This is a genomic window from Citricoccus zhacaiensis (assembly GCF_014645315.1).
Lineage (GTDB): Bacteria > Actinomycetota > Actinomycetes > Actinomycetales > Micrococcaceae > Citricoccus > Citricoccus zhacaiensis.
On record NZ_BMLQ01000001.1, the window covers coordinates 740,024 to 764,573 of the forward strand.

22 protein-coding genes and 2 tRNA genes are annotated in these 24,550 nt (G+C 69.9%); 12 read left to right on the forward strand and 12 right to left on the reverse strand.

Features of this window, described 5'->3' with window-relative positions:
• Positions 1–71: 71 nt before the first annotated feature.
• Both IEX49_RS03210 and IEX49_RS03215 read left to right on the forward strand, forming a co-directional pair.
• The gene (locus IEX49_RS03210) at positions 72–791 is read left to right on the forward strand and encodes a hypothetical protein (RefSeq protein ID WP_188804027.1); all 720 of its coding nucleotides are present in this window, start codon (positions 72–74) and stop codon (positions 789–791) included.
• A gap of 70 nt (positions 792–861) precedes the next feature.
• Positions 862–938 (forward strand) — tRNA-Arg (locus IEX49_RS03215).
• A gap of 2 nt (positions 939–940) precedes the next feature.
• Here the strand turns inward: IEX49_RS03215 and IEX49_RS03220 are convergent.
• From IEX49_RS03220 to IEX49_RS03235, 4 genes are all read right to left on the reverse strand, one after another.
• Positions 941–2,824 carry an ABC transporter ATP-binding protein gene (locus tag IEX49_RS03220; RefSeq protein ID WP_188804029.1) on the reverse strand — a complete coding sequence of 628 codons (1,884 nt, stop codon included), beginning with the start codon at positions 2,822–2,824 and terminating at the stop codon, positions 941–943.
• A gap of 105 nt (positions 2,825–2,929) precedes the next feature.
• The gene (locus IEX49_RS03225) at positions 2,930–3,424 is read right to left on the reverse strand and encodes an HNH endonuclease (protein WP_188804031.1); all 495 of its coding nucleotides are present in this window, start codon (positions 3,422–3,424) and stop codon (positions 2,930–2,932) included.
• A 293-nt stretch (positions 3,425–3,717) separates the two neighbouring features.
• Complete coding sequence (locus IEX49_RS03230; RefSeq protein WP_229672116.1) at positions 3,718–4,584, reverse strand: C40 family peptidase; 867 nt, start codon at positions 4,582–4,584, stop codon at positions 3,718–3,720.
• Between the two features lie 452 nt (positions 4,585–5,036).
• On the reverse strand, positions 5,037–5,744 hold the full coding sequence (locus IEX49_RS03235; protein ID WP_188804035.1) for an iron-dependent transcriptional repressor DtxR: 708 nt from the start codon (positions 5,742–5,744) through the stop codon (positions 5,037–5,039).
• A gap of 240 nt (positions 5,745–5,984) precedes the next feature.
• Between IEX49_RS03235 and serC the strand changes: the two genes are divergently transcribed.
• Positions 5,985–7,112 (forward strand): phosphoserine transaminase, encoded by a 1,128-nt coding sequence (gene serC, locus IEX49_RS03240; protein WP_188804037.1) that lies wholly within the window; start codon positions 5,985–5,987, stop codon positions 7,110–7,112.
• 109 nt (positions 7,113–7,221) lie between these two features.
• On the opposite strand, the gene IEX49_RS03245 is transcribed toward serC, so the two are convergent.
• Together IEX49_RS03245 and IEX49_RS03250 are read right to left on the reverse strand one after the other, a co-directional pair.
• Entirely contained in the window at positions 7,222–7,803 is a 582-nt protein-coding gene (locus IEX49_RS03245; RefSeq protein ID WP_188804038.1) for a DUF3027 domain-containing protein, read from the reverse strand.
• Positions 7,787–8,170, reverse strand: coding sequence for a cold-shock protein (locus IEX49_RS03250; protein WP_188804040.1), 384 nt, complete (start codon positions 8,168–8,170; stop codon positions 7,787–7,789). The genes IEX49_RS03245 and IEX49_RS03250 overlap by 17 nt, the downstream gene beginning before the upstream one ends.
• 328 nt (positions 8,171–8,498) lie before the next feature.
• Between IEX49_RS03250 and IEX49_RS03255 the strand changes: the two genes are divergently transcribed.
• From IEX49_RS03255 to IEX49_RS03285, 7 genes are all read left to right on the forward strand, one after another.
• Positions 8,499–8,786: a hypothetical protein gene (locus tag IEX49_RS03255; protein WP_229672117.1), complete on the forward strand. Its 288-nt coding sequence runs from the start codon at positions 8,499–8,501 to the stop codon at positions 8,784–8,786.
• A gap of 16 nt (positions 8,787–8,802) precedes the next feature.
• Entirely contained in the window at positions 8,803–11,178 is a 2,376-nt protein-coding gene (locus IEX49_RS03260; RefSeq protein ID WP_188804042.1) for a helicase-associated domain-containing protein, read from the forward strand.
• Between the two features lie 64 nt (positions 11,179–11,242).
• Complete coding sequence (locus IEX49_RS03265) at positions 11,243–12,940, forward strand: DNA repair helicase XPB (protein WP_188804044.1); 1,698 nt, start codon at positions 11,243–11,245, stop codon at positions 12,938–12,940.
• Between the two features lie 70 nt (positions 12,941–13,010).
• Complete coding sequence (locus IEX49_RS03270; RefSeq protein ID WP_115932984.1) at positions 13,011–13,718, forward strand: response regulator transcription factor; 708 nt, start codon at positions 13,011–13,013, stop codon at positions 13,716–13,718.
• Between the two features lie 64 nt (positions 13,719–13,782).
• A complete protein-coding gene (locus tag IEX49_RS03275) occupies positions 13,783–15,468 on the forward strand; it encodes a sensor histidine kinase (RefSeq protein ID WP_188804046.1) in 1,686 nt (561 codons plus the stop codon).
• A gap of 91 nt (positions 15,469–15,559) precedes the next feature.
• Positions 15,560–15,850, forward strand: coding sequence for a WXG100 family type VII secretion target (locus tag IEX49_RS03280; RefSeq protein ID WP_188804048.1), 291 nt, complete (start codon positions 15,560–15,562; stop codon positions 15,848–15,850).
• Between the two features lie 90 nt (positions 15,851–15,940).
• Positions 15,941–16,873: a DUF4031 domain-containing protein gene (locus tag IEX49_RS03285; protein ID WP_188804050.1), complete on the forward strand. Its 933-nt coding sequence runs from the start codon at positions 15,941–15,943 to the stop codon at positions 16,871–16,873.
• Positions 16,874–16,998: 125 nt separating this feature from the next.
• Here the strand turns inward: IEX49_RS03285 and groL are convergent, their stop codons facing one another.
• The 3 genes from groL to IEX49_RS03300 all read right to left on the reverse strand — a co-directional run bounded on the left by groL (position 16,999) and on the right by IEX49_RS03300 (position 19,998).
• Positions 16,999–18,636, reverse strand: a complete 1,638-nt coding sequence (gene groL / locus IEX49_RS03290) for a chaperonin GroEL (protein WP_188804052.1) — start codon at positions 18,634–18,636, stop codon at positions 16,999–17,001.
• Between the two features lie 246 nt (positions 18,637–18,882).
• Positions 18,883–19,584 carry a LytR C-terminal domain-containing protein gene (locus IEX49_RS03295; RefSeq protein WP_188804054.1) on the reverse strand — a complete coding sequence of 234 codons (702 nt, stop codon included), beginning with the start codon at positions 19,582–19,584 and terminating at the stop codon, positions 18,883–18,885.
• A gap of 96 nt (positions 19,585–19,680) precedes the next feature.
• Positions 19,681–19,998, reverse strand: a complete 318-nt coding sequence (locus IEX49_RS03300; protein ID WP_188804056.1) for a DUF3263 domain-containing protein — start codon at positions 19,996–19,998, stop codon at positions 19,681–19,683.
• A gap of 114 nt (positions 19,999–20,112) precedes the next feature.
• On the opposite strand from IEX49_RS03300, the gene IEX49_RS03305 reads away from it, so the two are divergent.
• Positions 20,113–20,802 carry a uracil-DNA glycosylase gene (locus tag IEX49_RS03305; RefSeq protein ID WP_188804058.1) on the forward strand — a complete coding sequence of 230 codons (690 nt, stop codon included), beginning with the start codon at positions 20,113–20,115 and terminating at the stop codon, positions 20,800–20,802.
• A 9-nt stretch (positions 20,803–20,811) separates the two neighbouring features.
• Here IEX49_RS03305 and IEX49_RS03310 read toward each other — a convergent pair whose 3' ends face one another.
• Entirely contained in the window at positions 20,812–22,776 is a 1,965-nt protein-coding gene (locus IEX49_RS03310; RefSeq protein WP_229672118.1) for a threonine/serine exporter family protein, read from the reverse strand.
• Positions 22,777–22,902: 126 nt separating this feature from the next.
• A tRNA-Val gene (locus IEX49_RS03315) sits at positions 22,903–22,979 on the reverse strand.
• 117 nt (positions 22,980–23,096) lie between these two features.
• On the opposite strand from IEX49_RS03315, the gene IEX49_RS03320 reads away from it, so the two are divergent.
• Positions 23,097–23,840: a DsbA family protein gene (locus IEX49_RS03320; RefSeq protein ID WP_188804060.1), complete on the forward strand. Its 744-nt coding sequence runs from the start codon at positions 23,097–23,099 to the stop codon at positions 23,838–23,840.
• Here IEX49_RS03320 and IEX49_RS03325 read toward each other — a convergent pair.
• Entirely contained in the window at positions 23,806–24,543 is a 738-nt protein-coding gene (locus IEX49_RS03325) for a YwaF family protein (protein WP_188804062.1), read from the reverse strand. The two genes, IEX49_RS03320 and IEX49_RS03325, sit on opposite strands and share 35 nt — an antisense overlap.
• Positions 24,544–24,550 lie beyond the last annotated feature (7 nt).

Genomic DNA, 24,550 nt, shown 5'->3' on the forward strand with positions numbered 1-24,550 from the left:
CCGGCCCACGGCGGCTGAGACTGGCCACGGACGTCCCGGACAGCTGGGATAATCGAGGCTGGAGGTTCACCGTGTCGCAGAAGAAGAACCAGAAGAAGGGCCCCGTCGGCCATCCGACCCGGGCCCAGGCCGACGCCCAGCGCCCGACGAAGGGCCAGGATCACGACGGCCGAGCCGGCGTCGGGCCCGTCCGGCACCCCAAGATGTCCGTCAGCCAGGTGAAGCAGGACCTGCAGGCCTCGGGCCAGCAACAGGGCAGTCCGGGCATGCTCGTCATCGCGCTGATCGGCGCGACGCTGTTCATGTTCTTTTACCTGCACATCATGGTGTTGCCGCAGATGTCCGCCCTGTCCGGGGGGCTGCCGATGCCGGATCACCGCTTCACCTATGACGTGGCGGCCCTCGCGCAGCTCGACGGGGCGATGAACGAGGCCGCGCACGGCCAGCTGAACTGGGTGCACAAGACCGCCGGGGTGATCTTCCCGCTGTTCGTCTTCCTCTGCGTTTCCGCCGTGGCTGCCTGGTGCCTGCCGCGGGGCGCGGGCCGCTGGCTCTCGTACGCCGCCGGCGCCGTCTTCGCCGTGGTGGACATCGCGGAGAACATGCTCATCGAGTCGGCGCTGGACGCCGGTGGAGAGGGGGCCGTGTTGGCCTCGGCCTTCACCTCGGCCCGGTGGGTGCTGCTGGTGGCCATCGCCCTCTGGGTGGTGCTGATGATCCTCGGCAAGGTCCGTCGTGCGGTTGCCGAGCGCAAGGCGCAGATCGCGGCCGGGTCGCCGAAGCCGCGCTAGCGTGATCGTTGCGTAGGATGTTCTGGTGGACCGGCGCTCCGGGCTGACAGCCCGGCGTCCACGGTCCCTGGCCCCCGTAGCTCAGCAGGATAGAGCGGCCCTCTCCTAAAGGGCAGGTCGCTGGTTCGAATCCAGTCGGGGGCACCACATCACCGTGGCGTGTCCGTGGACGGATCGTCGAACTGCGTCCGGTACAACTCCGCATAGCGTCCGCCTGCGGCCAGCAGCGCCTCGTGCGGGCCCTCCTCCACCACGCGCCCGCCCTCCACGACGAGGATGCGGTCGGCGGAGCGGATGGTGGAGAGCCGGTGGGCGATCACCACGGCGGTGCGCCCCTCCAGGGCCTCCGCGAGGGCGGCCTGCACGGCTTTCTCCGACGTGGAGTCCAGGGCTGCGGTGGCCTCGTCCAGCAGCACGACGCGCGGTGCCGCCAGCAGCAGGCGGGCGATGGTCATGCGCTGGCGCTCGCCGCCGGAGAGACGGTAGCCGCGCTCCCCCACCACGGTGTCCAGGCCGTCCGGCAGGGACTCGACGACTCCGCGCAGCCGGGCCCGGTCGATCGCGTCCCAGATCTCGGCATCGCCGACCTCAGGCCGGGCCAGGGACAGGTTCCCGCGGATCGTGTCATGGAAGAGGTGCCCGTCCTGGGTGACCATCCCGACCGTCTCCTTCAGCGACGCGAACGTGGTCTCCCTCAGGTCGGTGCCGTTGTAGCGGATGGTGCCGGAGCCGACGTCGTACAGCCGGGCGAGCAGGGAGGCGATGGTGGACTTGCCGGCACCGGAGGTGCCGACCAGGGCGTAGGTCTGGCCGGGCTGCACGGTGAAGGAGATGCCGTGCAACACCTCGGAGCCGCCCCGGCGGTCCAAGACCGCGACGTCCTCGAGGGAGGCCAGGGAGACCTGGTCCGCACTCGGGTAGGCGAAGCGGACGTCCTGCACCTCGAGGGTGACGGGCCCGGCCGGGATGGCCCGCGCCTCGGGCTTCTCGCGGATGAGCGGTTCCAGGTCGAGGACCTCGAAGATCCGGTCGAAGGAGACCAGGGCGCCCATGATCTCCACACGTGCACTCGCCAGGCCGGTCAGCGGGCCGTACAGGCGCGTCAGCAGCAGGGCGAGGGTGACCACATCGCCGGCGTTGAGCTGGCCCGCCAGGGCCTGCAGCCCGCCGACGCCGTACACGGCGGCCAAGGCCAACGCCGAGACCAACGTCAGTGCGGTCATGAACACGGACTGGCGCACGGAGATCCCCACGCCGGTGGCCCGCACCCGGTCCGCCCGTGACGCGAACTCGGCCGATTCGCGCTGCGGCTGACCGAAGAGCTTGACCAGCGTGGCGCCGGGGGCGGAGAAGCGCTCGGTCATCTGATCGCCCATCGCCGCGTTGCGGTGCGCCTGGCTGCGGCTGAGTTCGGCGATCTTGCCACCCATCACGCGGGCGGGGATGAAGAACAGCGGCAGCAGCACCAGCGAGACGAGGGTGATCTGCCACGAGGTGGTCAGCATGACGATCAGGGTGAGCACCACGGAGACGAAGTTCATCACCACGCCGGACAGGGTCCTCGAGATCGCCGTCTGGGCACCGATCACGTCGTTGTTGAGCCGCGAGACCAGCGCACCGGTCCGGGTCCGCATGAAGAACGCGATCGGCATCTTCTGCACGTGGTCGAACACCGCCGTACGCAGGTCGTAGATGATCCGCTCACCCAGGTCTGAGGACAGCCAGCGGGTCACCACGGCCAGGACGGCATCCAGGACGGCCACGGTGGCGATCAGCAGGGCCAACTGGACGACGCGGTCGGCGTTCCCGCCGCCCACGATCGCGTCCACCACGTCGCCGGCCAGGATCGGCGAGGCCACACCCAGGACCGCACCGACCACGGAGAGCATCAGGTAGAAGACCAGCTTGCCCTTGTACCGGCGGACGAAGTCCAGGGTGCGCCGGATGGTGCCCGGCTGGAGCCGCCGTCCGCCGGAGGGGTCACCGTGGCTGGCTCGGCGCATGGCCTGCATGGCCGCGCGTTCCATGCTCATGGGGTGGGGCCGGCAGGCTGGGTCTCGGACACCGCACCAGTCTAGGTCCGGGCGCTTTGCGGAGCCGGTGTGGACAGCCTTACCAAAGCTCCAGACACAGCCGGATCAGGCCACTGCCGCGAGGAAGTCCGTCCACTGCTCGGCGGGCTTCTCCAGCTCGCGGATCCTCCACTGGGCGCCGCGCGGGCGGGCCGGCGTGACGCGCAGGACCCAGCCGATCTGGGCCAGGGTGCGGTCCCCCTTCGCGTTGTTGCAGGTGAGGCAACAGGCCACCAGGTTCTCCCAGGAATCCTCGCCGCCGCGGGACCGCGGGTGGACGTGGTCCACCGTGGTGGCGGTCCGTCCGCAGTAGGCGCAGAGATGACCGTCGCGGCGCAGTACCCCGCGGCGGGACACGGGCGTCGAATCGGAGTGCGGGATGCGGACGTACCGGGTGAGCAGGATGACGGCTGGCCGGCGCACGGTGGTGGAGGGTCCGACGACGGGATCCCCGCCATCGGCGAGCACGCTCGCCTTGCCGGTGCCCACCAGCAGGATGGCGCGCCGGTAGCTGACGACGGACAGCGGCTCGTAGCCGGCATTCAGGACCAGAGTGCGCATGGGACGTACCTCGCGGCTTCGTCTGTGCCGCGGGCGCCGGACCGTCCACCGGGTACCGACCCGGCCATCCGGCGTCTGCGGGGATGAATCGGGTTGACGATCAGACTCAGGATACGCGCCGCCGAGACCCCCTGCGGCTCAGGCACCCCCGCTGCCGGGCGTGTCGCCGAGAGTGTTCACGGGGCCTTCACGTCCCCTTCACGGTGGAAACGACCGAGGACCCCTCCGTGCGGAGGGGTCCTCGTAGCAGTCGTCATTCACCGGCCCTCGGGGCCGGGTCATGCAGTCGGTGGTCAGCCGACGTAGGTGTAGTACCCCATCAGCGGGTTCCGGGTCACGGAGTGCTGGAAGGTGCCCACGGAGGGGTTCTGGGCGCCGATCATCTGGCCGTTGCCGACGTAGATGCCGACGTGGCCGCCACCGTTCTGGAACACCAGGTCGCCCGGCTTCGGGTTGGACGTCTGGACGAAGAGCCCGGAGCCACGGATGGCGGACGTCGAGGAGGGGATGTTGATCCCGGCCTGGCGGTAGGCCCAGGACACGAAGCCCGAGCAGTCCCAGCCGGAAGTGGTCTTGCCGCCGTAGACGTACGGCACACCCACGCCGGCGTAGGCAGCACCCACGACGCCGCCCACGCTGGAGCTCTGCGCGGCCGGGGCCGGCTCTGCGGCGGCCACCTGGGTCGCGGAGGACTCCTGCGAGGATTCCTCGGCGGACTCGCGGGAAGAAGAAGTAGAAGACTCCGAGGAGGTGGACCGTTCGGTCTGCTCGCTCTGCTCGATGGACTCGCTCTGCGAGGCTGCGGTGTATTCCGGCTCCGGCTCCGGAGCCGGCTCGGGCTCCGGTGCAGGCTTGGACGTGACCGGGGCACGGTCGAGCTCGACCTTCGCGTCCTTGGCAGCGGCGACGTTAACGGTGGTCACCGCGGCGCGCTCGATGTCCAGGCCCGGGGCCGGGATGCTGGTGGTCTCGCGGACGGCCGGGGCCGCACCCTGGGCCGGCATACCGATCGACAGCACGAGCCCGGAGGCGGCGGCCACGACGGCGGCCTGGCGACCGACGGTCCCGGCATTCGACGAGACGGCCTTGGAGATGGCCTCCAGCGGGTTGGAGTTAGCCGGAACGGCGCGGTGGCGTGCTGCGGAGCTGCGCTTCGACACGTAAATTACCTCTCTCACGTGCCTCCGGACAGAGCCCGCCCCCGCCATGATTGACGACTGCTGTGTGCACCGTGGTCGCGGGGGGAATGGCAAACCAACGGTCTGTCGCTTCGATCAGGACTGTCCGAAGCGCTGGATCCAAGGTATATCAAAAGTTTATAGATGTCACGCTGAGGTCACGGCGCGTGGGGAAAACTCGGGAAATCGGGCTGAGAGCCGCGTGATTCCGCGGATTCTTAGATCAATGTCAGATCACGAATCGGTGCAGAAGCTGTAACGCCAGTGCCTTCTTCAAGGGATTCCGGTGGTCCGTCGGCGTGGTTGCCACACCGGTCCACCAACCGGAATCTTCATTGCTGCGCCGCCGGCCGAGGCCTGGCGCGGCCTGCACCGCCTCACATCATGCCACAACGCCGCTGGTCATCCGCAATTGACCCGGCGGCCACCGCGGTTCAGAGCTGGCGACGCTCCACGATGATGTGAGAGGCGGTCTCCCCGTTCACCTCGAGAGCCACCCCGCCCTCGACAGCCTCCGCGGGCCGGACTGTGACATATCCGTCACTGGCCACGATCTCGATGTCCTGGTTGGGGCGGACGCCGGCCAGCGCCAGTTCTCCCAACAGCTCAGGGTCCGTCTGGATGGCCTCGGTCAGGCGCACCACGGTATAGCGGCCAGGCTGGCTTGACACGACCGAGAGCCGCTCGCCTCGGTCGAACGGGGAGCCGTGACCCGGCGCCGGGACCTGGAGGTGGCCCAGACCCGGGATCGGGTTACCGTAGGGCGACTCCGCCGGGTTGTGGAGCAGCTCGAGCAGGCGCAGTTCGACCTGCTCGCTCATGACGTGCTCCCAGCGGCAGGCCTCCTCGTGCACATAGGCCCAGTCCAGGCCGATGACGTCGGCCAGCAGGCGTTCGGCGAGGCGGTGCTTGCGCATCACGCCCACAGCCTTCTCGCGGCCGTCCTCGGTCAATTCCAGGTGCCGGTCGTTGCGGACGTGCACCAGGCCATCACGTTCCATGCGGGCGACGGTCTGGGACACGGTGGGACCGGAGTGGTCCAGGCGCTCGGCGATGCGGGCGCGCAGCGGAACGATGCTCTCCTCCTCGAGCTCGAGGATGGTGCGCAGATACATCTCGGTGGTATCGATCAGGTCCGTCACGGCTGATGTTCCTCTCCAGGTCCCCAACGTTGCGTCGTGTCCGTCACTGCCCACCGACCATGGCGGGCGCGGACACGGGAAGTCCACCATCCATCCTAGTCGTGCGGCCGCGATCGGGGGGGTGGGTTCCGCCACGGGCCGAGCAGGCCCTCCTCGACACGTGGCGCCCCCGGGCCCCGCGGTGCGGGAGAATGGCCTTTCGCGGCCCGGCCGAGACCTACCGACACGTCAGGAGATCCCATGAGCACACCCGAGGTGACCATCCCCCAGAACCTGCTGCCGCAGGATGGACGGTTCGGTGCCGGCCCGTCCAAGGTGCGCGCGGACCAGGTGCAGGCCCTGGTGGCAGCCGGCCCGAAGCTGCTGGGCACCTCCCACCGCCAGGCGCCGGTCAAGAACCTGGTCGGCAGCGTCCGCCAGGGCCTGACGCAGCTGTTCTCCGCCCCGGAAGGCTACGAGGTCATCCTCGGCGTGGGCGGCTCCACCGCCTTCTGGGATGCCGCCAGCTTCGGCCTGGTGCGCAGCAAGGCCCAGCACCTGTCCTTCGGGGAGTTCGGTTCCAAGTTCGCCAAGGCCACGGACCAGGCCCCGTTCCTGGAGGCTTCCTCCATCCTCACCTCGGAGCCGGGCACCCGCCCCGAGCCGCAGGCCGAGGACGGCGTGGACGTCTACGCCTGGCCGCAGAACGAGACCTCGACCGGCGTGGCTACTCCCGTGCAGCGCGTGTCCGGCGCCGCGGATGACGCCCTGGTGCTCGTGGACGCGACGTCCGCCGCAGGTGGCCTGCCGGTGGACGTGTCCCAGGCCGACGCCTACTACTTCGCCCCGCAGAAGAACTTCGCCTCGGACGGCGGCCTCTGGCTGGCGCTCTTCTCCCCCGCGGCGCTGGCCCGGGTGGAGGAGATCAAGGCCTCCGGTCGCTGGATCCCGGACTTCCTGGACCTGAAGACCGCCGTGGACAACTCGGTCAAGAATCAGACCTACAACACCCCGGCCCTGGCCACCCTGGTGATGCTGGACAATCAGATCCAGTGGATGAACTCCAACGGCGGCCTGGACTTCGCAACGGCCCGCACCGCGGACTCCTCCCACCGGGTCTACTCCTGGGCCGAGGGCTCGAGCTTCGCCACCCCGTTCGTCACCCGCCCCGAGGACCGGTCCGCCGTGATCACCACGGTCGACTTCGACGACAGCGTCGACGCCGCCGCCGTGGCCACCGTCCTGCGGGCCAACGGCGTGGTGGACGTGGAGCCGTACCGCAAGCTCGGCCGCAACCAGCTGCGCATCGCGACCTTCGCCGCCATCGACCCGGATGACGTCACGGCCCTGCTGGCCTGCATCGACCACGTCGTCGAGCGCCTCTCCTGAGCGCCCTGGGCCTGAGCCGCACCTGACAGTCACATCTGACAGAGAACGACGGCGGCGCACCCACCCGGGTGCGCCGCCGTCGTTGTCCTTCGGGCCGGTTCTGCGGCCCTCAGCCCTGCGGTGCGGAGTTCTCGTCCCGGGGCTCGTCCTGCTGGTCCTGCTGCTGTTGCTCGTCCTGTAGCTCGCCCTGGGCGCGGGCCACGGCCTTCTCCGGGTCCTCCCCGGCGGCGATCGCGTCCAGGCGGATCTTCTCCTCCTGGCTCACGCGCTCGGACCACGGCAGCCAATCGGGGGCCAGAATCGCCGTCGCCCCGGGCAGCAGTCCGGTCTCGCACACGGTGACGACCTTGCTGCGGGGTGCCCGGGACAGGGTGGCGAACCACTCCCAGCCGCCGTAGCCGGACAGGGTCGCGGCAAAGCGATGGGTGACCAGGCGGTCGTCGTCCGCCACGGCGCCCACGTGCTCACCGATGTCCCCGTCCTCGGCCAGGCCCTCCAGCGCCGCCCGGGCCTCGGCCACGGCCGCAGCCAGCAGGTCGTCCAGCTTCGGGGTGCGCTTGCGCGGGGCCCGCGTCGGCTTCGGCGGGATCCGCACGGACCGGCCCGCGGACTGCACGGTGTCGGTGGCCACCTGCTCGGCGGCAGCAGCCCCGGCGTCCTCAGGGGCGGAGGTCTCAGGCTTCAAGTTCATCGGCCACCTTGCGCAGGGCCATGGCGATCTTCTCGGCCTGGGCCTTCTGCGGGTACTTGCCCTTGCGCAGGCTGTTGGAGGCCATGTCCATCCACTTGATGAGGTCCTCGACCACCACGGCCATGTCCTGCGGCTTGCGGCGGGTCGCCCGGACCACGGACGGACCATCGCTGAGGATGCGGGCGCTCAGGGCCTGGGGGCCACGGCGGCCCTCGGCCACACCGAACTCCAGGCGGGTGCCGGCCCGGACCTCGGTCACGCCCTCCGGCAGTGCGGAGGCGGGCAGGTGGACCTCGTGTCCCTCATCCGTGTGGATGAAGCCGAAGCCCTTGGTCGAATCGTAGAACTTTACTTTGCCGGTCGGCATTCTTGATGTCCTTATCTCTCCTGGGTACCCCTTCCGGCCCTGTCGGCGTGCCGTGGCCGCCCGGTCGGATCAGCGCCCCGGGCCACTTCGGTGGCCGCGGACCCTCGTGGTCCGGCAGACCCCCGAGCCCTGGCTGCGCTGCCGGCTCGCGGGGTGGTCCTGTCCTCGGACGTTCGTGGTCCGGGCGGCCCTACCCCACTGTGCCGCGGCCCGTACCGGTCGGAAGGGAAAGTCTGTAACCCCTTCAGGATACCCTCTCACCCCCGGAATTCTCCCGCGGCCTCCCCTCAAGAGGGCCTCGGCGCGCACCCGGCGTAGACTGGCGGCCATGTCCGTTCGCCCCATCGTCTCCCCCGACGCCCGTGTCCACGGCTCCCCCACCACCGCGGCCCCGTCCACCACGGAGACCTCGCTCTGGCTGAGGGCCCTGTTGATCGTGGGTGCCACCCTGACCGCGGTCTCCTTCGCGGCCACGGTGTTGCTGCTGGTCTCCTACTTCCTCGATGTCACGGCCTGGCCCCTCTTCTACTGGTTCGGTCTCTACGGCCTCCCCCTCGGTTTCGTCCTGATGCTCACCTACGTGGTGGCCAAGGCCGTCCTGAGACGCCGCGCCTGAACCGGCCCCGGTGCGCATGAGGGCCGCCACGCTGACGGACCACCTCTCCGGGTGGCCGGACCATCGCCTGGAGCGGCTGTTCTCGCTGCGCCCGGACCTGTGCCACCCTCCGGTCCCCGATTTCGCCGCCCTCGCGGCCCGCGCCAGTACGCAGATGTCCGTTCTGCGAGCGCTGGACGGCCTGGATTGCGCCCACCTGGACGTCCTCGAAGGCATGGCCGTCCTGGCAGTCCTGGGCCAGCTGTCACCCACCGGGCCCGACGCCGGCCCCACCGTCTCGCTCTCTCGGCTCGCCTCGTTCCTGACGGACGGCACGGCACCGTCACTCCCCGGTACAGGCCGGGGACCTGACGAAGCGCACCTCGCGGCGGTCGGCGCCCTGGTGCACGATCTCGCCGAGGCCGCCCTCGTGGTGGAGCATGCCACCGGATGGCAGGTCCCCGTTCCGGTCGCGGCCGCGTTGGGCCCCCACCCGCTGTCCTTCGGACGGACCGCCGCCGCCCTCGGCTCCGAGTTCGTCCTGCCCGCGGACCGTGAGGGGGTGCTGAGCCTGCTCGGCGGCGAGGCTGTCCAGGGCGAACTCCTGGCCCGTGCCACCGCGGCACTGGATGCGCTGCAGTCCTCGCCGGTCGCCCGGGTCCCCGAGCCGCCGGGTCCCGTCCACGAGGTGCTCCTGCGGACCGGCCTGCTGGTGCCGCTGGGCGCGGACCGGTCCGGCTCCGAGGGAACCCTGGCCGAACATCCGCTGGAGGCCGGGCTTGCCTGGCGTCACGGGACCGCCGGCCGCACCGTTCACCCTGAGCCGCCGGCTCCGTCCGGCCGGGCCGTCAGCCCGGCTCTGTCCCGCAACGCCGCCCTGGCAGCCGTCGGCGACCTGTTGCGCGGCGCCGCCGGCCTCCTGGAGGCGCTGGGCGGCGGGCTGCCGACCCTGCGCTCAGGCGGGGTGGGGGTGCGGGACCTGAAACGGCTGGCCGATGCCGCGGGAGGCACCCCCGAGGACGTCTCCTGGCTGCTGGAGCTGCTGGCGTCCGCCGGCCTCGTGGTCCTGGACCCGGACACCTCCACGTGGGTCCGCGCCGCCACGGTCCCGGCCTGGCGGCGCAGCGAACGCCAGGTGCAGTGGGAGGCCCTCGTCGCCGGATGGCTGTCCAGCGGCCGCTCACCGATGCTCGGTCCCGTGCCGCCCGGGACCTCGTGCCTCGGGCCGGCCACACCGCCCACTGCGGTCGGCACCGCGTCCAGGCGGGCCCTGGCCCCGGACCGCAACCGCCCGGACGCGCCCCGTCTCCGCGTGGCGGTCCTCGAGGCGGCCCTGGAGGTCTCGGACGAGCAGCCGGGCACCCGGTTGGACGAGTCCGTCCCGGACCGGCAGCGGTGGCGCGGTCCCCGGCAGCACGCCCGCAGCGCCGCCTTCACCCTCCCCCTGCTGGCGGAGGCCGACCGCCTGGGCCTGGTCGGCGCCGGTGCCCTCACCGCCGCCGGGGCACTCGTGGCGGCGGGTCGGCTCGACGAGGCCGCCGCCGCCGTCGGGACCGCCCTGCCGGCCCCGCTCACCCGGGTGCGCCTGCAGGGCGACCTGACCGCCGTGGCGCCGGGCTACCTGGACCCGGACGTGTCCGGACAGCTGGCGACGATGGCCGAGGTGGAGGGCGACGGTGCCGCCCGGGTCTACCGGTTCTCCGATGCCTCGCTGCACCGGGCACTGGAGGCCGGATCGACCGCCGAGGAGCTCGAGGCCTTCCTCGAGGACCATTCCGAGGACACTATCCCGCAGTCGCTGCGGTACCTGATCCGGGACGTGGCCCGGCGCCACGGCACGCTCAGCGTCGGAGCCGCGGGTGCCTGGCTGCGTTCCGACGACGAGGAGCTGCTGGACGTCATCGTCGCCGATCCGGCCCTGGCCGCGGCCCGGCTGGAACGGCTGGCACCCACCGTGGTGGTGGCCGGCGTCGGGCCCGCGGACCTGCACCGGATGCTGGCGGACGCCGGCCACCGGGCCGCGTACGCCCGGAACGGAGCCCTCCACGATGCCAGCCCATCCGGATCCCCACCGCGCGCGCACGCCGGCGGCGGCACCTTCCCGGAGCCGGTCCGTGCCGTGCGCTGGTCGCCGTCCGAGGAGGAGCTCGCCGCGCAGATCGCCCGGCTGCGGTCGGCCCCGCAGCCGGCCCCGAGCGGTGCGGGGACCGAAGAGGCGGTGGCCGTGCTGCACCAGGCCGCGCGCCAGCGGACCGAGGTCGATCTCGTCACCGTGGACCAACGGGGCCAGCGTCAGTCCCGCCGCGTGGTGCCCCTGGCCGTCGCCGGCGGACGCGTCCGCTGCCTTGTGCCGGACCGCGAGGCCGAGACGGTGGTGCCGCTGCACCGGATCGTCTCGGCCACCACCGTGTGATTCACTGGCGCCCATTGATGCCGCACCTGCCGAAGAGTATCCCCGCCGTACCGAAGGAGAAGCCGTGGCCGATGGCCCCCTGATCGTCCAGTCGGACAAGTCCGTGCTGCTGGAGGTGGATCACCCGCAGGCCACCGAGGCCCGCCATGCTCTGGCCTCCTTCGCCGAGTTGGAGCGCGCCCCGGAGCACGTGCACACCTACCGGATCACGAACCTGGGCCTGTGGAACGCCCGGGCCGCCGGGGTGGACGCCGAACGCGTGCTGGACGTGCTGCTGACCTACTCCCGGTACCCGGTGCCGCACGCGCTGCTGCTGGACATCGACGGCACCATGTCCCGCTATGGCCGGCTGCGCCTGGAGAACGACCCGGTCCACGGCCTCGTGATGCGGACGGACGACTACCCCGTGCTGGAGGAGGTGCTGCACGCGAAGAAGACCGCGGAGATGTTCGGGCCGCGCATCAACGGGGAGACCGTGGTGGTGCACACCGCCAGCCGCGGCCAGCTCAAGCAGCAGCTGCTCAAGCTCGGTTGGCCCGCCGAGGACCTCGCCGGCTACGTGGACGGCACCCCGTACCCCATCGGGCTCACCGAGGTGCCGGAGACCGGGGAGGTGCTCGACGCCGGCCCGGCCGGCGCCCAGTCCGTGGAACCCTGGCGATTGCGTCCCTACCAGCGCCTGGCGGTGGAGAACTTCTGGGCCGGCGGGTCCGGCGTCGTGGTCCTGCCGTGTGGCGCAGGCAAGACCCTGGTCGGCGCCGGTGCCATGGCCACGGCGAGCGCGACCACGCTGATCCTGGTGACCAACACCGTCTCGGCACGGCAGTGGAAGGCCGAGCTGTTGAAGCGCACCACGCTGACGGAGGCGGAGATCGGCGAGTATTCGGGCTCCGTCAAGGAGGTGCGCCCCGTGACCATTGCGACGTACCAGGTGCTGACCCTGAAGCGCGGCGGCCTCTACCCGCATCTGGAACTGGTGAACGGGCACGACTGGGGGCTGATCATCTATGACGAGGTGCACCTGCTGCCGGCCCCCATCTTCCGGATGACGGCAGACCTGCAGGCCCGGCGCCGGCTCGGGCTCACCGCCACCTTGGTCCGGGAGGACGGGCGGGAGTCCGAGGTGTTCTCCCTGATCGGCCCGAAGCGCTACGACGCCCCGTGGAAGGACATCGAGGCCCAGGGCTACATTGCCCCCGCCGAATGTGTGGAGGTCAGGGTGGAGTTGCCGCGGGACGAGCGCGTGGCCTACGCGATGGCCGAGGACGCGGACAAATATCGGCTGTGCTCCTCCTCGGACGTCAAACTGCCGGTGGTGAGGTCCCTGGTGGCCCGGCACCCCGGTGAGCAGGTGCTGGTGATCGGGCAGTACCTGGACCAGCTCGCCGAGTTGGGCGAACTGCTGGAGGCCCCGGTGCTGACGGGTGCCACCTCCGTGGCCGAACGGCAGCGGCTGTTCGGCGAGTTCCGTGAGGGCCGGATCGAGGTGCTGGTGGTGTCCAAGGTCGCGAACTTCTCGATCGACCTTCCTGAGGCCTCCGTGGCGATCCAGGTCTCCGGCTCCTACGGGTCCCGGCAGGAGGAGGCGCAGCGGCTGGGACGGCTGCTGCGACCCAAGGGGGACGGCAAGTCGGCTCACTTCTACACCGTGGTGTCCCGGGACACCCTGGATCAGGACTATGCCCAGCGGCGTCAGCGGTTCCTGGCCGAGCAGGGCTACGCCTACACGATCCTGGACGCCGGTGACCTGACGGCGAGGTGAGCCACCCGCACCGCCATTGCATCCAGCAGGCGTTCAGGAAACGCCCAGCGAACGGGTGGACGATGGAGATATGAAGTCAAAGGAACCCGAAGCCAAGCTCCTGGTCGTGGATGACGAGCCGAACATCCGCGAGCTCCTCTCCACCTCCCTCCGGTTCGCCGGATTCGAGGTGGTTGCGGCCGCCAACGGACGCGATGCCCTGGCCGCCGCCGAGAAGGAGCAACCGGACCTGGCCGTGCTGGACGTCATGCTGCCGGACATGGACGGTTTCACCGTGACCCGCAAACTCCGTGCCGCCGGCCGTCACTTCCCCGTGCTGTTCCTCACCGCCCGTGATGACACGGAGGACAAGGTCACCGGCCTGACCGTCGGCGGGGACGACTACGTCACCAAGCCGTTCTCCCTGGACGAGGTGGTGGCCCGCATCCGCGCCGTGCTGCGCCGCACCGCCCCGGCCGAGGGAGACGAGGCCATCCTCCGCGTGGACGACCTGGAACTCGACGACGATGCCCATGAGGTCCGCCGCGCCGGCGAGGTCGTGGAGCTCTCCCCCACCGAGTTCAAGCTCCTGCGCTACCTGATGATGAATCCCAATCGGGTGCTGTCCAAGTCGCAGATCCTGGACCACGTCTGGGAGTACGACTTCAACGGTGACGCCTCCATCGTGGAGTCCTACATCTCCTACCTGCGCCGCAAGATCGACCGCGCCGACCTGCCGGACATGATCCAGACCAAGCGCGGCGTCGGCTACCTGCTGCGGTCCGCGGACAAGCGCTGATCCGGCCTGTCCCGTCTGGGTGGCCGGGAATGACCGGTCCCGGGGGATCCGTATCCTTGAACGCATGCCTGCAACCGTGAATCGCGCCGGGCGCTTCCGGCCGTTCCACGAGCTCGCCCGGCTCTGGAAGACCTCTTCCCTGCGGACACAGCTGGTAGTCATGACCACCAGCCTGATGCTGCTGGCCGTGATCGTCACCGCCGCCCTGACCGCCTCCCTGTTCCGGCAGGAGCTCGTCCGCCAGATCGACGACGACCTCCATGCCAACCGCAACAACGTCTCCGTCTACCTGACGAGTCTGGGGACGGACACGGGGTACTTCTCCTCGCCGCAGTCCATCCTGCGCTTCTACGGTGAGCTGCAGGACAATGACGGCAACACCACCACCAACTCCTCCTTCACCGGGGCCAACGAGGACCGCCCCGTGGTCCCGTCGCTGACCGCCGACGAGGTGGTGGAACGCAACAACGAGGCCTTCGACGTCTCCGGCACCACGGAGGCCTCTCGCGGCTGGAGGGTGACGATGTACCGGCTGGCCTCCGGTGAGGGCTCGCTGGCCATCGCCCTGCCGCTGGAGCCCGTCCACGACTCCGTGGACCGGGTGACCTCCCTCGTGGTCACCATCGGCCTGCTGGCCACCGCCGGCGCCTCGGTCATCGCCTACGCCGTGACCACGCGCGCCTTCAAGCCGCTGTTGCGGGTGGAGCGGACCGCCGCGCAGATCGCTGCCGGGGACCTGTCCCGCCGTGTGGAGAAGGGTGCTCCGGACACCGAGGTCGGCCGCCTGTCCCGGTCCCTCAATGCCATGCTCGCCCACATCGAGACGGCCTTCCGGTCCAAGGAGCAGTCCGAGGAGCGCATGCGCCGGTTCATCCAGGACGCCTCGCACGAGTTGCGCACCCCGCTGGTGACCATCCGGGGGTTCTCCGAGCTGTACCGTCATGGCGGGATCAGCGACCCGGATGACGTCGGTGCGGCCATGGGGCGGATCGAGGGCGAGGCCAAGCGCATGGGCCAGCTGGTGGAGGACCTCCTCACGCTCGCGCGCCTGGACGAGCAGCGCCCGCTCGAGCACCGGCCCGTGGACCTCATGCACCTGGCCCACGACGCCGTCCTGGACGCCCGTGTGAACGCCCCGGACCGCGAGATCGGCCTCGAGGGGCTCGACGGCGGCCGCGCCGGTTCCGCGCCCACGCTCGGTGACGAGGGCAAGATCCGCCAGGTGGTCACCAACCTGGTGACCAACGCGCTGCGGTATTCTCCGGCGGGAACGCCGCTGGAGATCGCCGTGGGCACGGTGGACGTGTTCCCCGGATCCGTCCACGCCGACGGTCGCCACATGCACGGATCCCGCGATTCCGTGATCGAGATCAGGGACCACGGCCCGGGCATCGACGAGCAGGACGCCTCCCGCGTCTTCGAGCGCTTCTACCGGGCCGATTCCTCCCGGCAACGCGAGACCGGCGGCACCGGCCTGGGACTGGCCATCGTGGCGGCCATCGTGGCCCAGCACGACGGCACCGTCCGGTTGGAGCAGACCCCCGGCGGCGGGGCCACCATGTCGGTACGGATGCCCTGGGTGGACCCCTCCGCGGCCGAGGACGATCTGCCTCAGGGTGGAGAGGCCTCCGATGGCGAGGCGGAGACCGAAGCCCCAGACGCGCAGGAGGACACCTCGACCGGCGCTCTCGACATCCCGCCGCGTCCTCCACAGCCGCCCGGTTCCGGCCGGCCCTCCACATCCGGGTAGCCGCCGGCCGCACCGGGGCGCGGGTCTGCCTAACGTGGGATCAGCCGGGACAACACCGTTCCGTGCCGGTCCCCAGCCCACAGGAGAGAACATGGCACTCGTCCAGATCGACACCGAAGACCTCATGGCCAAGAGCCAGGCCGTGGAGTCCTCCATCGGCCGCCTCCAGACCGAGGTGAACGCCATGGAGGCCAACCTCCGCCAGCTCCAGGACACCTGGCGCGGCCAGGCCGCCAACAATTTCCAGGCCATCCTCACGGAATGGCGGGCCACCCAGAGCCGGGTGGAGGAGTCCCTCGTGTCCATCCGTGGCGCCATGACCCATGCGGCCCAGCAGTACCTGGACGCCGAGACTGCGAACGCCTCCATGTTCCGCGGCTGAACCGCCCCATCCCCCCGCTTTCAGTCGACTGGGGGTGGGTGTCGAAGTGAGATACCCACACCACGTCGACTGAAAACTAGGATGGGCTGCATGACGGTGCTGATCGATCCGGCGCGGTGGCCGGCCCACGGCACCGTGTTCTCCCACTTGGTCTCGGACCGCTCCCTCGAGGAACTGCACGCCTTCGCGGAGGCGGCCGGCATCTCCCGGCGTGCCTTCGATGGCGACCACTACGACGTCCCCGTGGAGCGCTACGCGGAACTGGTCGCACGCGGCGCCGAGGAGGTCAGCGGTGCAGACCTGGTCCGCCGGCTCGTGGCCTCCGGGTTGCGCATCCCGGCAGCCCAACGGGCAGGCAAGCTGGACAAGATCCTCACCCAGCGGTTCAATCGGCTGTTCCCCGGGACCTCTCCCCTGGAGCGTGAACCAGTGGTGGCGGACCTGTTGGCCCGGTGGTCCGAGCCGCACCGCCACTACCATGATCGTTCGCACCTGCTGGCCGTGCTCAGGGCCATCGACGTGCTGGTCAGACACGGCGAGGACTGCGGCCGGTGGACGCGCAGCGTGAAGCTGGCCGCTTGGTTCCACGATGCCGTCTACCGTGGGGACCCGGCCCTGCCTGCGGGGCAGGACGAGGAGGATTCCGCAGTGCTGGCCGAACAGTCCCTGTCCGAGTTGGGCCTGCCGGATCCGGAGATCGACGAGACGGCACGGCTCGTGCGGATGACCGCCACCCATGATCCGGATCTCGGCGACCGGACGGGTGCGGTGTTCAGTGACGCCGACCTGGAGGTGCTGGGCCGTTCCCGGGGGGACTATTCCCGCTACCTGACTGCCGTGCGCCAGGACTTCGCGCACGTACCCGACGCTGATTTCGCCGCCGGGCGGGCCGGCGTCGTCCAGTCCCTGCTGGCCCTGGACCCGCTGTACCGGACCGCCACCGGCACGAGGCTCTGGGAGCGCAACGCCCGGCGGAACCTGTCCGCCGAGCTGCATCCCACCGCCCGCCACTGGACCCGCTGACCCCCTCATTTTCAGTCGAGTTGGCGTGGGTGTTAAACGCCGGAACCCCCACCAACTCGACTGAAAGCGAGAAGGTGGGGGTTCCGTGAGAGCTGGGCGCTCAGTGAACCTCAGGGGTCACTGGATCACATCATGCCGCCCATGCCACCCATGCCGCCCATGTCGTCGCCGCCCGGCATGGCCGCAGCCGGCTCGGGCTTGTCGGCCACGACGGCCTCGGTGGTGAGGAACAGACCGGCGATCGAGGCGGCGTTCTGCAGGGCAGAGCGGGTCACCTTGACCGGATCGTTGACGCCGGCAGCCAGCAGGTCCTCGTACTCGCCGGTGGCGGCGTTGAGGCCCTGACCGTCGGGCAGGGAGCGGACCTTGGCAGCCACGACGCCCGGCTCCAGGCCGGCGTTGAAGGCGATCTGCTTCATCGGGGCCTCGATGGCGACCTTGACGATGTTGGCGCCGGTGGCCTCGTCACCCTCCAGGGAGAGCTTGCCGAAGGCCTTGGCACCGGCCTGGGTCAGGGCCACGCCGCCGCCGGCGACGATGCCCTCCTCCACCGCTGCCTTGGCGTTGCGCACGGCGTCCTCGATGCGGTGCTTGCGCTCCTTGAGCTCGACCTCGGTGGCGGCACCGGCCTTGATGACGGCCACGCCGCCGGCCAGCTTGGCCAGGCGCTCCTGCAGCTTCTCGCGATCGTAGTCCGAGTCGGTGTTCTCCATCTCGGCGCGGATCTGGGCCACTCGGCCGGCGATCTGCTCGGCATCGCCGGCACCCTCGACGATGGTGGTCTCGTCCTTGGTGATGACGACCTTGCGGGCGGTGCCCAGGGTCTCGATGCCGGCGTTCTCCAGGGTCAGGCCGACCTCTTCGGAGATGACCTGGCCACCGGTGAGGATGGCGATGTCAGCCAGCATGGCCTTGCGGCGGTCACCGAAGCCCGGGGCCTTGACGGCCACGGACTTGAAGGTGCCCTTGAGCTTGTTGACCACGAGGGTGGCCAGGGCTTCGCCCTCGACGTCCTCGGCGATGATCAGCAGGGACTTGCCGGACTGCATGATCTTCTCGAGAAGGGCAACCATGTCCTTCACGGTGGAGATCTTGGAGTTGACGATGAGGATGTAGGGATCCTCCAGCACCGTCTCCTGGCGCTCGGCATCGGTGACGAAGTAGCCGGAGAGGTAGCCCTTGTCGAAGCGCATGCCCTCGGTCAGCTCGAGCTCCAGGCCGAAGGTCTGGGACTCCTCGACGGTGACGACGCCTTCCTTGCCGACCTTGTCCAGCGCCTCGGCGATGAGCGAGCCGATCTGGGTGTCAGCGGCGGAGATGGACGCGGTGGCGGCGATCTGCTCCTTGGTCTCGATCGGCTTCGCGGAGGCCACGAGCTCCTCGATGACGGCGGCGACGGCCTTCTCGATGCCGCGCTTCAGGGAGAGCGGGTCAGCTCCGGCCGCGACGTTGCGCAGGCCTTCCTTGACGAGGGCCTGCGCCAGCACGGTGGCGGTGGTGGTGCCATCACCGGCGACGTCGTCCGTCTTCTTGGCAACTTCCTTGACGAGCTCGGCACCGATCTTCTCGTACGGATCGTCGAGCTCGATCTCCTTGGCGATGGAGACACCGTCATTGGTGATCGTGGGGGCGCCCCACTTCTTCTCCAGCACCACGTTGCGGCCGCGGGGGCCGAGGGTGACCTTGACCGCGTCGGCCAGGGTGTTCAGACCCCGTTCCAGGCCGCGGCGCGCCTCTTCGTCGAATGCAATGGTCTTGGCCATGTGTGCACTGTCCTTTCTGGACCTTGGCGTTGCTTGGCAGTGTTCAACTGACCTGTGCAGTGCCCGCGACGGACGGCCCGGAGCCGGGCCTCACCACGTTCAGGTCTGCTCCGAGGCCAGGACCACCCGCATGCCTGCGGGTTTTGGCAGTCACAACCTCAGAGTGCTAGTCCATATTTAGCACTCGCACCCTCCGAGTGCAAACAGCTGCCGGTCTGTGGGACGGCTTTTCAGCGCCCGGGCGAATCACCCGGCGTAGTCAGAACTGAGGACCACGGCGATGCCGGGCACGCTGTCCTCGTAGACCAACGGAAGGCCCAGCTCGGCGGCCACGGCCTGAGCAGTGGTCTCGTTCTGCGAGTAGTACACCACCGAGCCGGACACGGGGAAACCCTGCCAGTTCCCGGAGCCGGCCACGGTGAAGCCGCCGGAGGACAGCGCGCCGGAGACCCGGCCGGCCAGGCCACCGATCGATGAGGCGTTGTAGACCTCGACGGGAGCGGAGGTGTCCCCGGTGTCCGCGGCCGTCTCGGACTCGGCGGGATCGGACTCAGCAGGATCAGACTCAGACTCAGCGGGAGATGCCTCCCCGGACGCCGTGGTCTCGGCCGGCTCGGAGGGCTCAGAGGATTCGAGATCCTCCGGTGAGGACGTCATCTCGCCGGTGGGGCCGGCCTCGGCCCCGGCGGACTCTGTGGGGGCCTCCGCCGTGGCCGAGGCGCTGGCAGAGGCGCTGGCGGAGGCGCCCGCGTTGGCCGGGTCGGAGGGCAACAGGGAGGGCAGGACCAAGAAGGAGAAGGCTCCCACGGCCAGGGCCAGGGCGGCCGCGACGGAGATTCCCACCAGGCCCGAGGAACCGGTCGTCAGGGAGGGGTCGGCCCGGTGGGTTCCCTTGCGGTCCCTGTAGGCGGGGACATCGTCGAATTGATCGTGCGGGTACTGCGTCATTGGCCACCATCACCAGATTCTCGGCTCCACGGCGTGGCTCCCGGGTGAGCGGGGGACGTCATGGAGATGGACACGGCCCGACCGCCGGTGCGGTGCTCAGGCCTCCTGCCGCCGGGCACTGCGTGCACGGTGGCGCGTGGTCCGTAGTCTACGCAATCTCTTGACGAGCATGGGCTTGTGCGCCAGCGCCTCCTGGCGGTCCAGCAGACCGTTGAGCACCTGATAGTACGTGGTGGCCGAGAGGGAGAACCGGTCGCGAATGGCCTGGTCCTTCGCCCCACCGTACTTCCACCACTGGTCCTCGAAGTCCAGGATGTCCCGGTCACGCTCGGACAAGGCGTCCACGGCGGGCTCCACGGCACCCTCGGCCAGGGTCGGTGCACCGTCCGGCTCGGCGGCGTTCGCTGCAGTCATGAGGGGTCCTTCCAACGGGGTACTCCACAGTCTACCGGCCCAAACTACACCGGTGTCATTCGCACTGGGCGGCACCTGGACGCAGGAGGCGGGCCGGACCGGTAGTCTGCCGACGTGGACCTCATCGCCCCCTTGGATCCCGGCTGGGAACGCGCCCTGGCCTCGCAGCGCGAGGCCCTGGCCGCCGTCGGGCAGAACATCCAGGCCCGACGCGCGGCCGGAGAGCAGGTCCTGCCCGCGCCGGAGCACGTGCTGCGCGCCTTCCGGCAGCCCTTCGAGCAGGTGAAGGTGCTCATCCTGGGGCAGGACCCGTACCCGACGCCGGGACACCCGATCGGGATGAGCTTCGCGGTGGACCGGCATGTGTCCCCGCTGCCGCGCTCACTGGCGAACATCTACCGGGAGCTCTCCAGCGATGTGGGCATCCCGCCCGCCGCTCACGGGGACCTGACCGCGTGGGCGGACCAGGGCGTCCTGCTGCTCAACCGCGTGCTGACGGTGGCCGCCGGGGAGCCGGCCAGCCACCGCAGGCTCGGCTGGGAGGGCATCACGCAGGCCGCCGTCCAGGCCCTGGCCTCCCGCGGCACACCGCTCGTGGCGATCCTCTGGGGCGCCGATGCGCGGAAGATGGCCCCTGTGCTCCGGGAGCATGCGCCGCAGGCCAGTCGCGTGGGGATCGTCGAGTCCGCGCACCCCTCACCACTGTCCGCACGCCGCGGATTCTTCGGCTCGAAGCCCTTCAGCCGGACGAACGAGTTGCTCCAGCAGGCTGGCACCACCCCGATCGACTGGCGCATCGGCTGAGAGCCGCGGTCAGCGCCGGCCGATGCGGCGCCGTTCGTTGGCCTGGAAGGCCGTGGTGAACGGGCGGGCGATCGTGTCGCCGAGGACCACGCCCGCCGCGATGGCCATGATGATGGCGGCGGCGTTGAACAGCCCGATGACGCCTTCCATCATCTCGCCCGTGTCCATGGCGATCTTGTACATGGACCGGAAGATCGTCAGACCCGGCAGCAGGAACAGGATGCCGGGGACGGCGACCACGAGCTGCGGGGCACCCATGCGCAGTGCCACATAACGGCCCAGGGCGCCGATCACCACGGCGGCGAGGGCGGGGGTCAACCGGGACCCGACGCCGATGAGCTCGGCGCCCACATACACGGCATAGCCGGCCAGGGACACCACGGCGGTGGGCAGCAACAGGCGCCATTCGGACTGCTCGAAGATGGAATTCCAGATGGCGGCCGCGAACACCAGGATGCCGAGCAGCCACACCGGGTAGTCCGCAAAGGGTTCCTGGGCCAGGTCGAGCTCGCGGACACCGAGCATGGAGGCGAACACGGTGGCGGCCACGATCCCGGCGATCAGGGCGGCGAAGACGAGGAAGGCCGAGACGAAACGGCCGGCCGCCGTGACCGGGAAGCCGTTGATGGCATCCTGCACGGCGGAGACGAAGCGCCCCGAGGGCAACAGCAACATGATCCCGCCCGCCACCACGAGGGAGGGCGCGAGGTCCACGTCCAGCGTGTACAGCACCAGCGCGATCATCGTGGCGATGAACCCGCCGGCCATGATGGAGAAGAACTCCGGGATCCGGGCCCGGCCCAGCACGTCCACCACGGTCATCATCAGCATCATGGACAACAAGGCCACCCCGGCCCCCACCACTCCGCCGCCGATGAACACCACGAAGGTGGCGGAGAACAGGCCCGCGGCCACGGTGGTCAGCCAGCCAGGGAAGGGCTTGGGCTTGTGCCGGATGTCAGCCAGGGTCTGCTGTGCCTCGTCCCGGTCCATCTCCCCGGCAGCCACCGCAGCGACCAGACGGTGCAGCAGGGCCAGCCCGGCGTAGTTCTGCGACCAGGACCGCACCACGCGGTGCAGGGAGTACGGGGTCTTCCCGCTGGGCGCATAGTTCAACGCGATGGACTGGTTGGTGATGTCCACCTCGGTCTCGTGGACACCGAAGGCCTGGGTCACCACGATGATCGAGGTCTCCACCTCCAGGGCGCCGGCCCCGAAACGGAACATGGTCTCGCCGAGTTTCAGCGCGAAGTCCAGGGTGGTCCGGGCATCGGCGTCCGCGTTGCGGGTGGTGCGCAGGTACGGGTTGGCATAGGGGCTGGTGGCGATCCGGTCCACGATGGACAGCGTCTGGGTCGGCAGCGGCTCCGAGTACATCATCCGCTTGAAGGCGGAGCCGCCCGAGAACCGCAGGCGGCCCTTCGACGGCTTCTTCTCCCGCTCGGGGACGCCGACCGTGCCGGTGGTGCCGATCGGCGCCGTCGCCGGGGTCTCCCCCGTGGTCGGCTCGGAGGGCGCCAGCACGGATTGCGGCACCGGGTCAGAGGCAGGCGGCTCCGTCAGCGGGGTGTCGGTCAGGGGTGCATCGCCCGGCAGTCCGTCGGCCGGCCGTGCATCGGCCGGCCCGACGCCGGCGTCCTCACTCGGGGCGGTCGGCCCACCCACCACCGTGGTGCCGGATTCCGTGCGCACCGGGTCGGCGGTCTCGACCGACTGGGTGGGGGTCGGCGCCGTGGGGTGCCCACCCGTCGCGGGGAGCCCAGCGGCCTCGGCCGCCGGGCCGAGCGCGAAGTCGATGGCCGACGTCGGCGCAGGCGCGGTCTCCGGATCGGCCTCGGGGCTCGTGCTGGTGGTGGCGTCGAGGTAGTCCTCCGGCGAGCGCCGGGAGGGCTTGATGATCGGGATCTGGGCGAGGTCGGCGGGCGGTTCCTGCGCGTGCCGATGACCAGACCGGGTTTCGGGGATCTTCTCCACCGCCGCTCCCTTCCCTGCCGAGCCGCCACCACCTCCTGATCCGGTGGGCGCCGGACAACACTGTACTGCCCTGTGAGATACCGTCCTGTTAACGACTGAAGGGCCCGGTCCGGGCCCTTCAGGATGTGGTGGATCTTACTGGACTCGAACCAGCGACCTCTCGCGTGTGAAGCGAACGCTCTAACCAACTGAGCTAAAGATCCATCATGCCGGGCCTGCACTCTGACGAGGGGCCAACAGCTATGAAAGCCTACCAGAACAGGCGGTGAACCAGAAAACGGCGCCGCGGCCGTCCCGGACGTGCCCTTAGGATGTCAGTCATGCGCACCAAACCGGCCGAGAGCACTGACACCACTTCGTCCACCCCCACATCCTCGCCCCGGCCGGCACGGCTCGGTGTCAGCCTCGCCCTGGCGGCGGCCACCGTGGTGGCCTTGACGGGTTGCGCCGATGCCATCCGCAATGCCGAGCACGGCGGCTCCTCCGATCCGGCCGGCTCCTCGTCCTCCGCACCGGGGCAGACGGCCGGGACCGAGGCCTCCGGGGTGCAGATCTTCGAGGACTTCGCCTGCCCGCATTGCGCGGCCTTCCACGAGCAGAACGGGGGCCTGATCCACGGCCTGGTGTCCGGCGGGGAGCTGGAGGCTGATTACCGCATCGTGGACTTCCTGGGTCAGGGCGACCCGGAGTCCTGGTCCACGCGGGCCGCCAACGCGTACTACTGCCTGGAGGGTTCGCTGGAATCGGGCGCGGGCAGTGGCGGCGAGGCAGCCGGCAACAAGCTGCACGCCTTCCAGTCCTGGCTCTTCGAGCAGGCCACGACCCAGCCGGACGATGCCCTCCTGGTGGCGCAGGCCGATGAGATCGGCGGAGACGCCGCGTCGGTCGAGCAATGCGTCACCGAGGACGGTGGAGCCCCACAGATCACCGCCGCCATGTCAGACTTCTCCGACTTCGGGCTCCGCGGCGTCCCCTCGGTCTACTCGACCGCCGACTCGACGCTGTACAACCCCGAGCAGCACGGCGACCTCAAGGCCTGGCTGACAGACCGCTCCGGGCGATGACCTCCGCGCCCTGCACTCCGCGCTGTACGGGGATGCTCCGGGCCACCGCGTAGCCGATCCACATCAGCGCCAACGTGGCTGCGCAGGCCGCCAGCCAGTAGAGCGGGTCGGGCAAGGTCTGCAGGAACGGCCGGAACTTCAGGTAGAAGTAGTTGCCGTCCGTGAGGGCGTTGACTCCCAGGACCACCCCGAAATAGGCGAGGAACCAGGCATAGGACCGCCACAACCCACGGACGGTGGGCCGCCATCCGTCGGCGATCCCGGCGAAGACCGGCACCAGAATGGTCACGGCATGGCTGACCAGGAAGCTCCACCCCATGAGGTGGTCCATCGGCTGGATCCGCTGCGGGTAGATGAACGTCGCGTACGCGTAGAGACCGAAGTAGAACCCCACCTCCAGCAGTGCTGTCCGCCCAGTGAGCAGGTAGGCCATCAGGATCAGCGTGGTCACGCGCGAGATGTGCAGTGGCAGGGAGTCACCCCAGTCCCAGCCCGCCACGAACGCCTGGTAGGTGTACAGGGCCACCTGCTGGGCCAGCGCCAGCACCAGGAAGCCCCAGAGCAGCACCGGGGCCAGCTCCCGCACCTGGCGGCGGAACGCCAGCAGCAGGGCCACAGCTGTCAGCACCGTCCCCAGGGCCAGCAGGTGGTCCACCCCGAACAGCGGGATATACGGAGCCAGCGGGTCCACGAACGAACTCATGGACTCA

Coding starts and splice junctions, on each gene's coding strand:
- IEX49_RS03260 (WP_188804042.1), top strand. CDS start 8,803: ATGAGGGCCGCCACGCTGACGGACCACCTCTCCGGGTGGCCGGACCAT.
- IEX49_RS03295 (WP_188804054.1), bottom strand. CDS start 19,584: ATGACGCAGTACCCGCACGATCAATTCGACGATGTCCCCGCCTACAGG.
- IEX49_RS03225 (WP_188804031.1), bottom strand. CDS start 3,424: ATGCGCACTCTGGTCCTGAATGCCGGCTACGAGCCGCTGTCCGTCGTC.
- IEX49_RS03250 (WP_188804040.1), bottom strand. CDS start 8,170: ATGCCGACCGGCAAAGTAAAGTTCTACGATTCGACCAAGGGCTTCGGC.
- IEX49_RS03300 (WP_188804056.1), bottom strand. CDS start 19,998: ATGACTGCAGCGAACGCCGCCGAGCCGGACGGTGCACCGACCCTGGCC.
- IEX49_RS03280 (WP_188804048.1), top strand. CDS start 15,560: ATGGCACTCGTCCAGATCGACACCGAAGACCTCATGGCCAAGAGCCAG.
- IEX49_RS03270 (WP_115932984.1), top strand. CDS start 13,011: ATGAAGTCAAAGGAACCCGAAGCCAAGCTCCTGGTCGTGGATGACGAG.
- IEX49_RS03275 (WP_188804046.1), top strand. CDS start 13,783: ATGCCTGCAACCGTGAATCGCGCCGGGCGCTTCCGGCCGTTCCACGAG.
- IEX49_RS03245 (WP_188804038.1), bottom strand. CDS start 7,803: ATGAACTTGAAGCCTGAGACCTCCGCCCCTGAGGACGCCGGGGCTGCT.
- IEX49_RS03285 (WP_188804050.1), top strand. CDS start 15,941: ATGACGGTGCTGATCGATCCGGCGCGGTGGCCGGCCCACGGCACCGTG.
- IEX49_RS03325 (WP_188804062.1), bottom strand. CDS start 24,543: ATGAGTTCGTTCGTGGACCCGCTGGCTCCGTATATCCCGCTGTTCGGG.
- IEX49_RS03220 (WP_188804029.1), bottom strand. CDS start 2,824: ATGAGCATGGAACGCGCGGCCATGCAGGCCATGCGCCGAGCCAGCCAC.
- serC (WP_188804037.1), top strand. CDS start 5,985: ATGAGCACACCCGAGGTGACCATCCCCCAGAACCTGCTGCCGCAGGAT.
- IEX49_RS03255 (WP_229672117.1), top strand. CDS start 8,499: ATGTCCGTTCGCCCCATCGTCTCCCCCGACGCCCGTGTCCACGGCTCC.
- groL (WP_188804052.1), bottom strand. CDS start 18,636: ATGGCCAAGACCATTGCATTCGACGAAGAGGCGCGCCGCGGCCTGGAA.
- IEX49_RS03320 (WP_188804060.1), top strand. CDS start 23,097: ATGCGCACCAAACCGGCCGAGAGCACTGACACCACTTCGTCCACCCCC.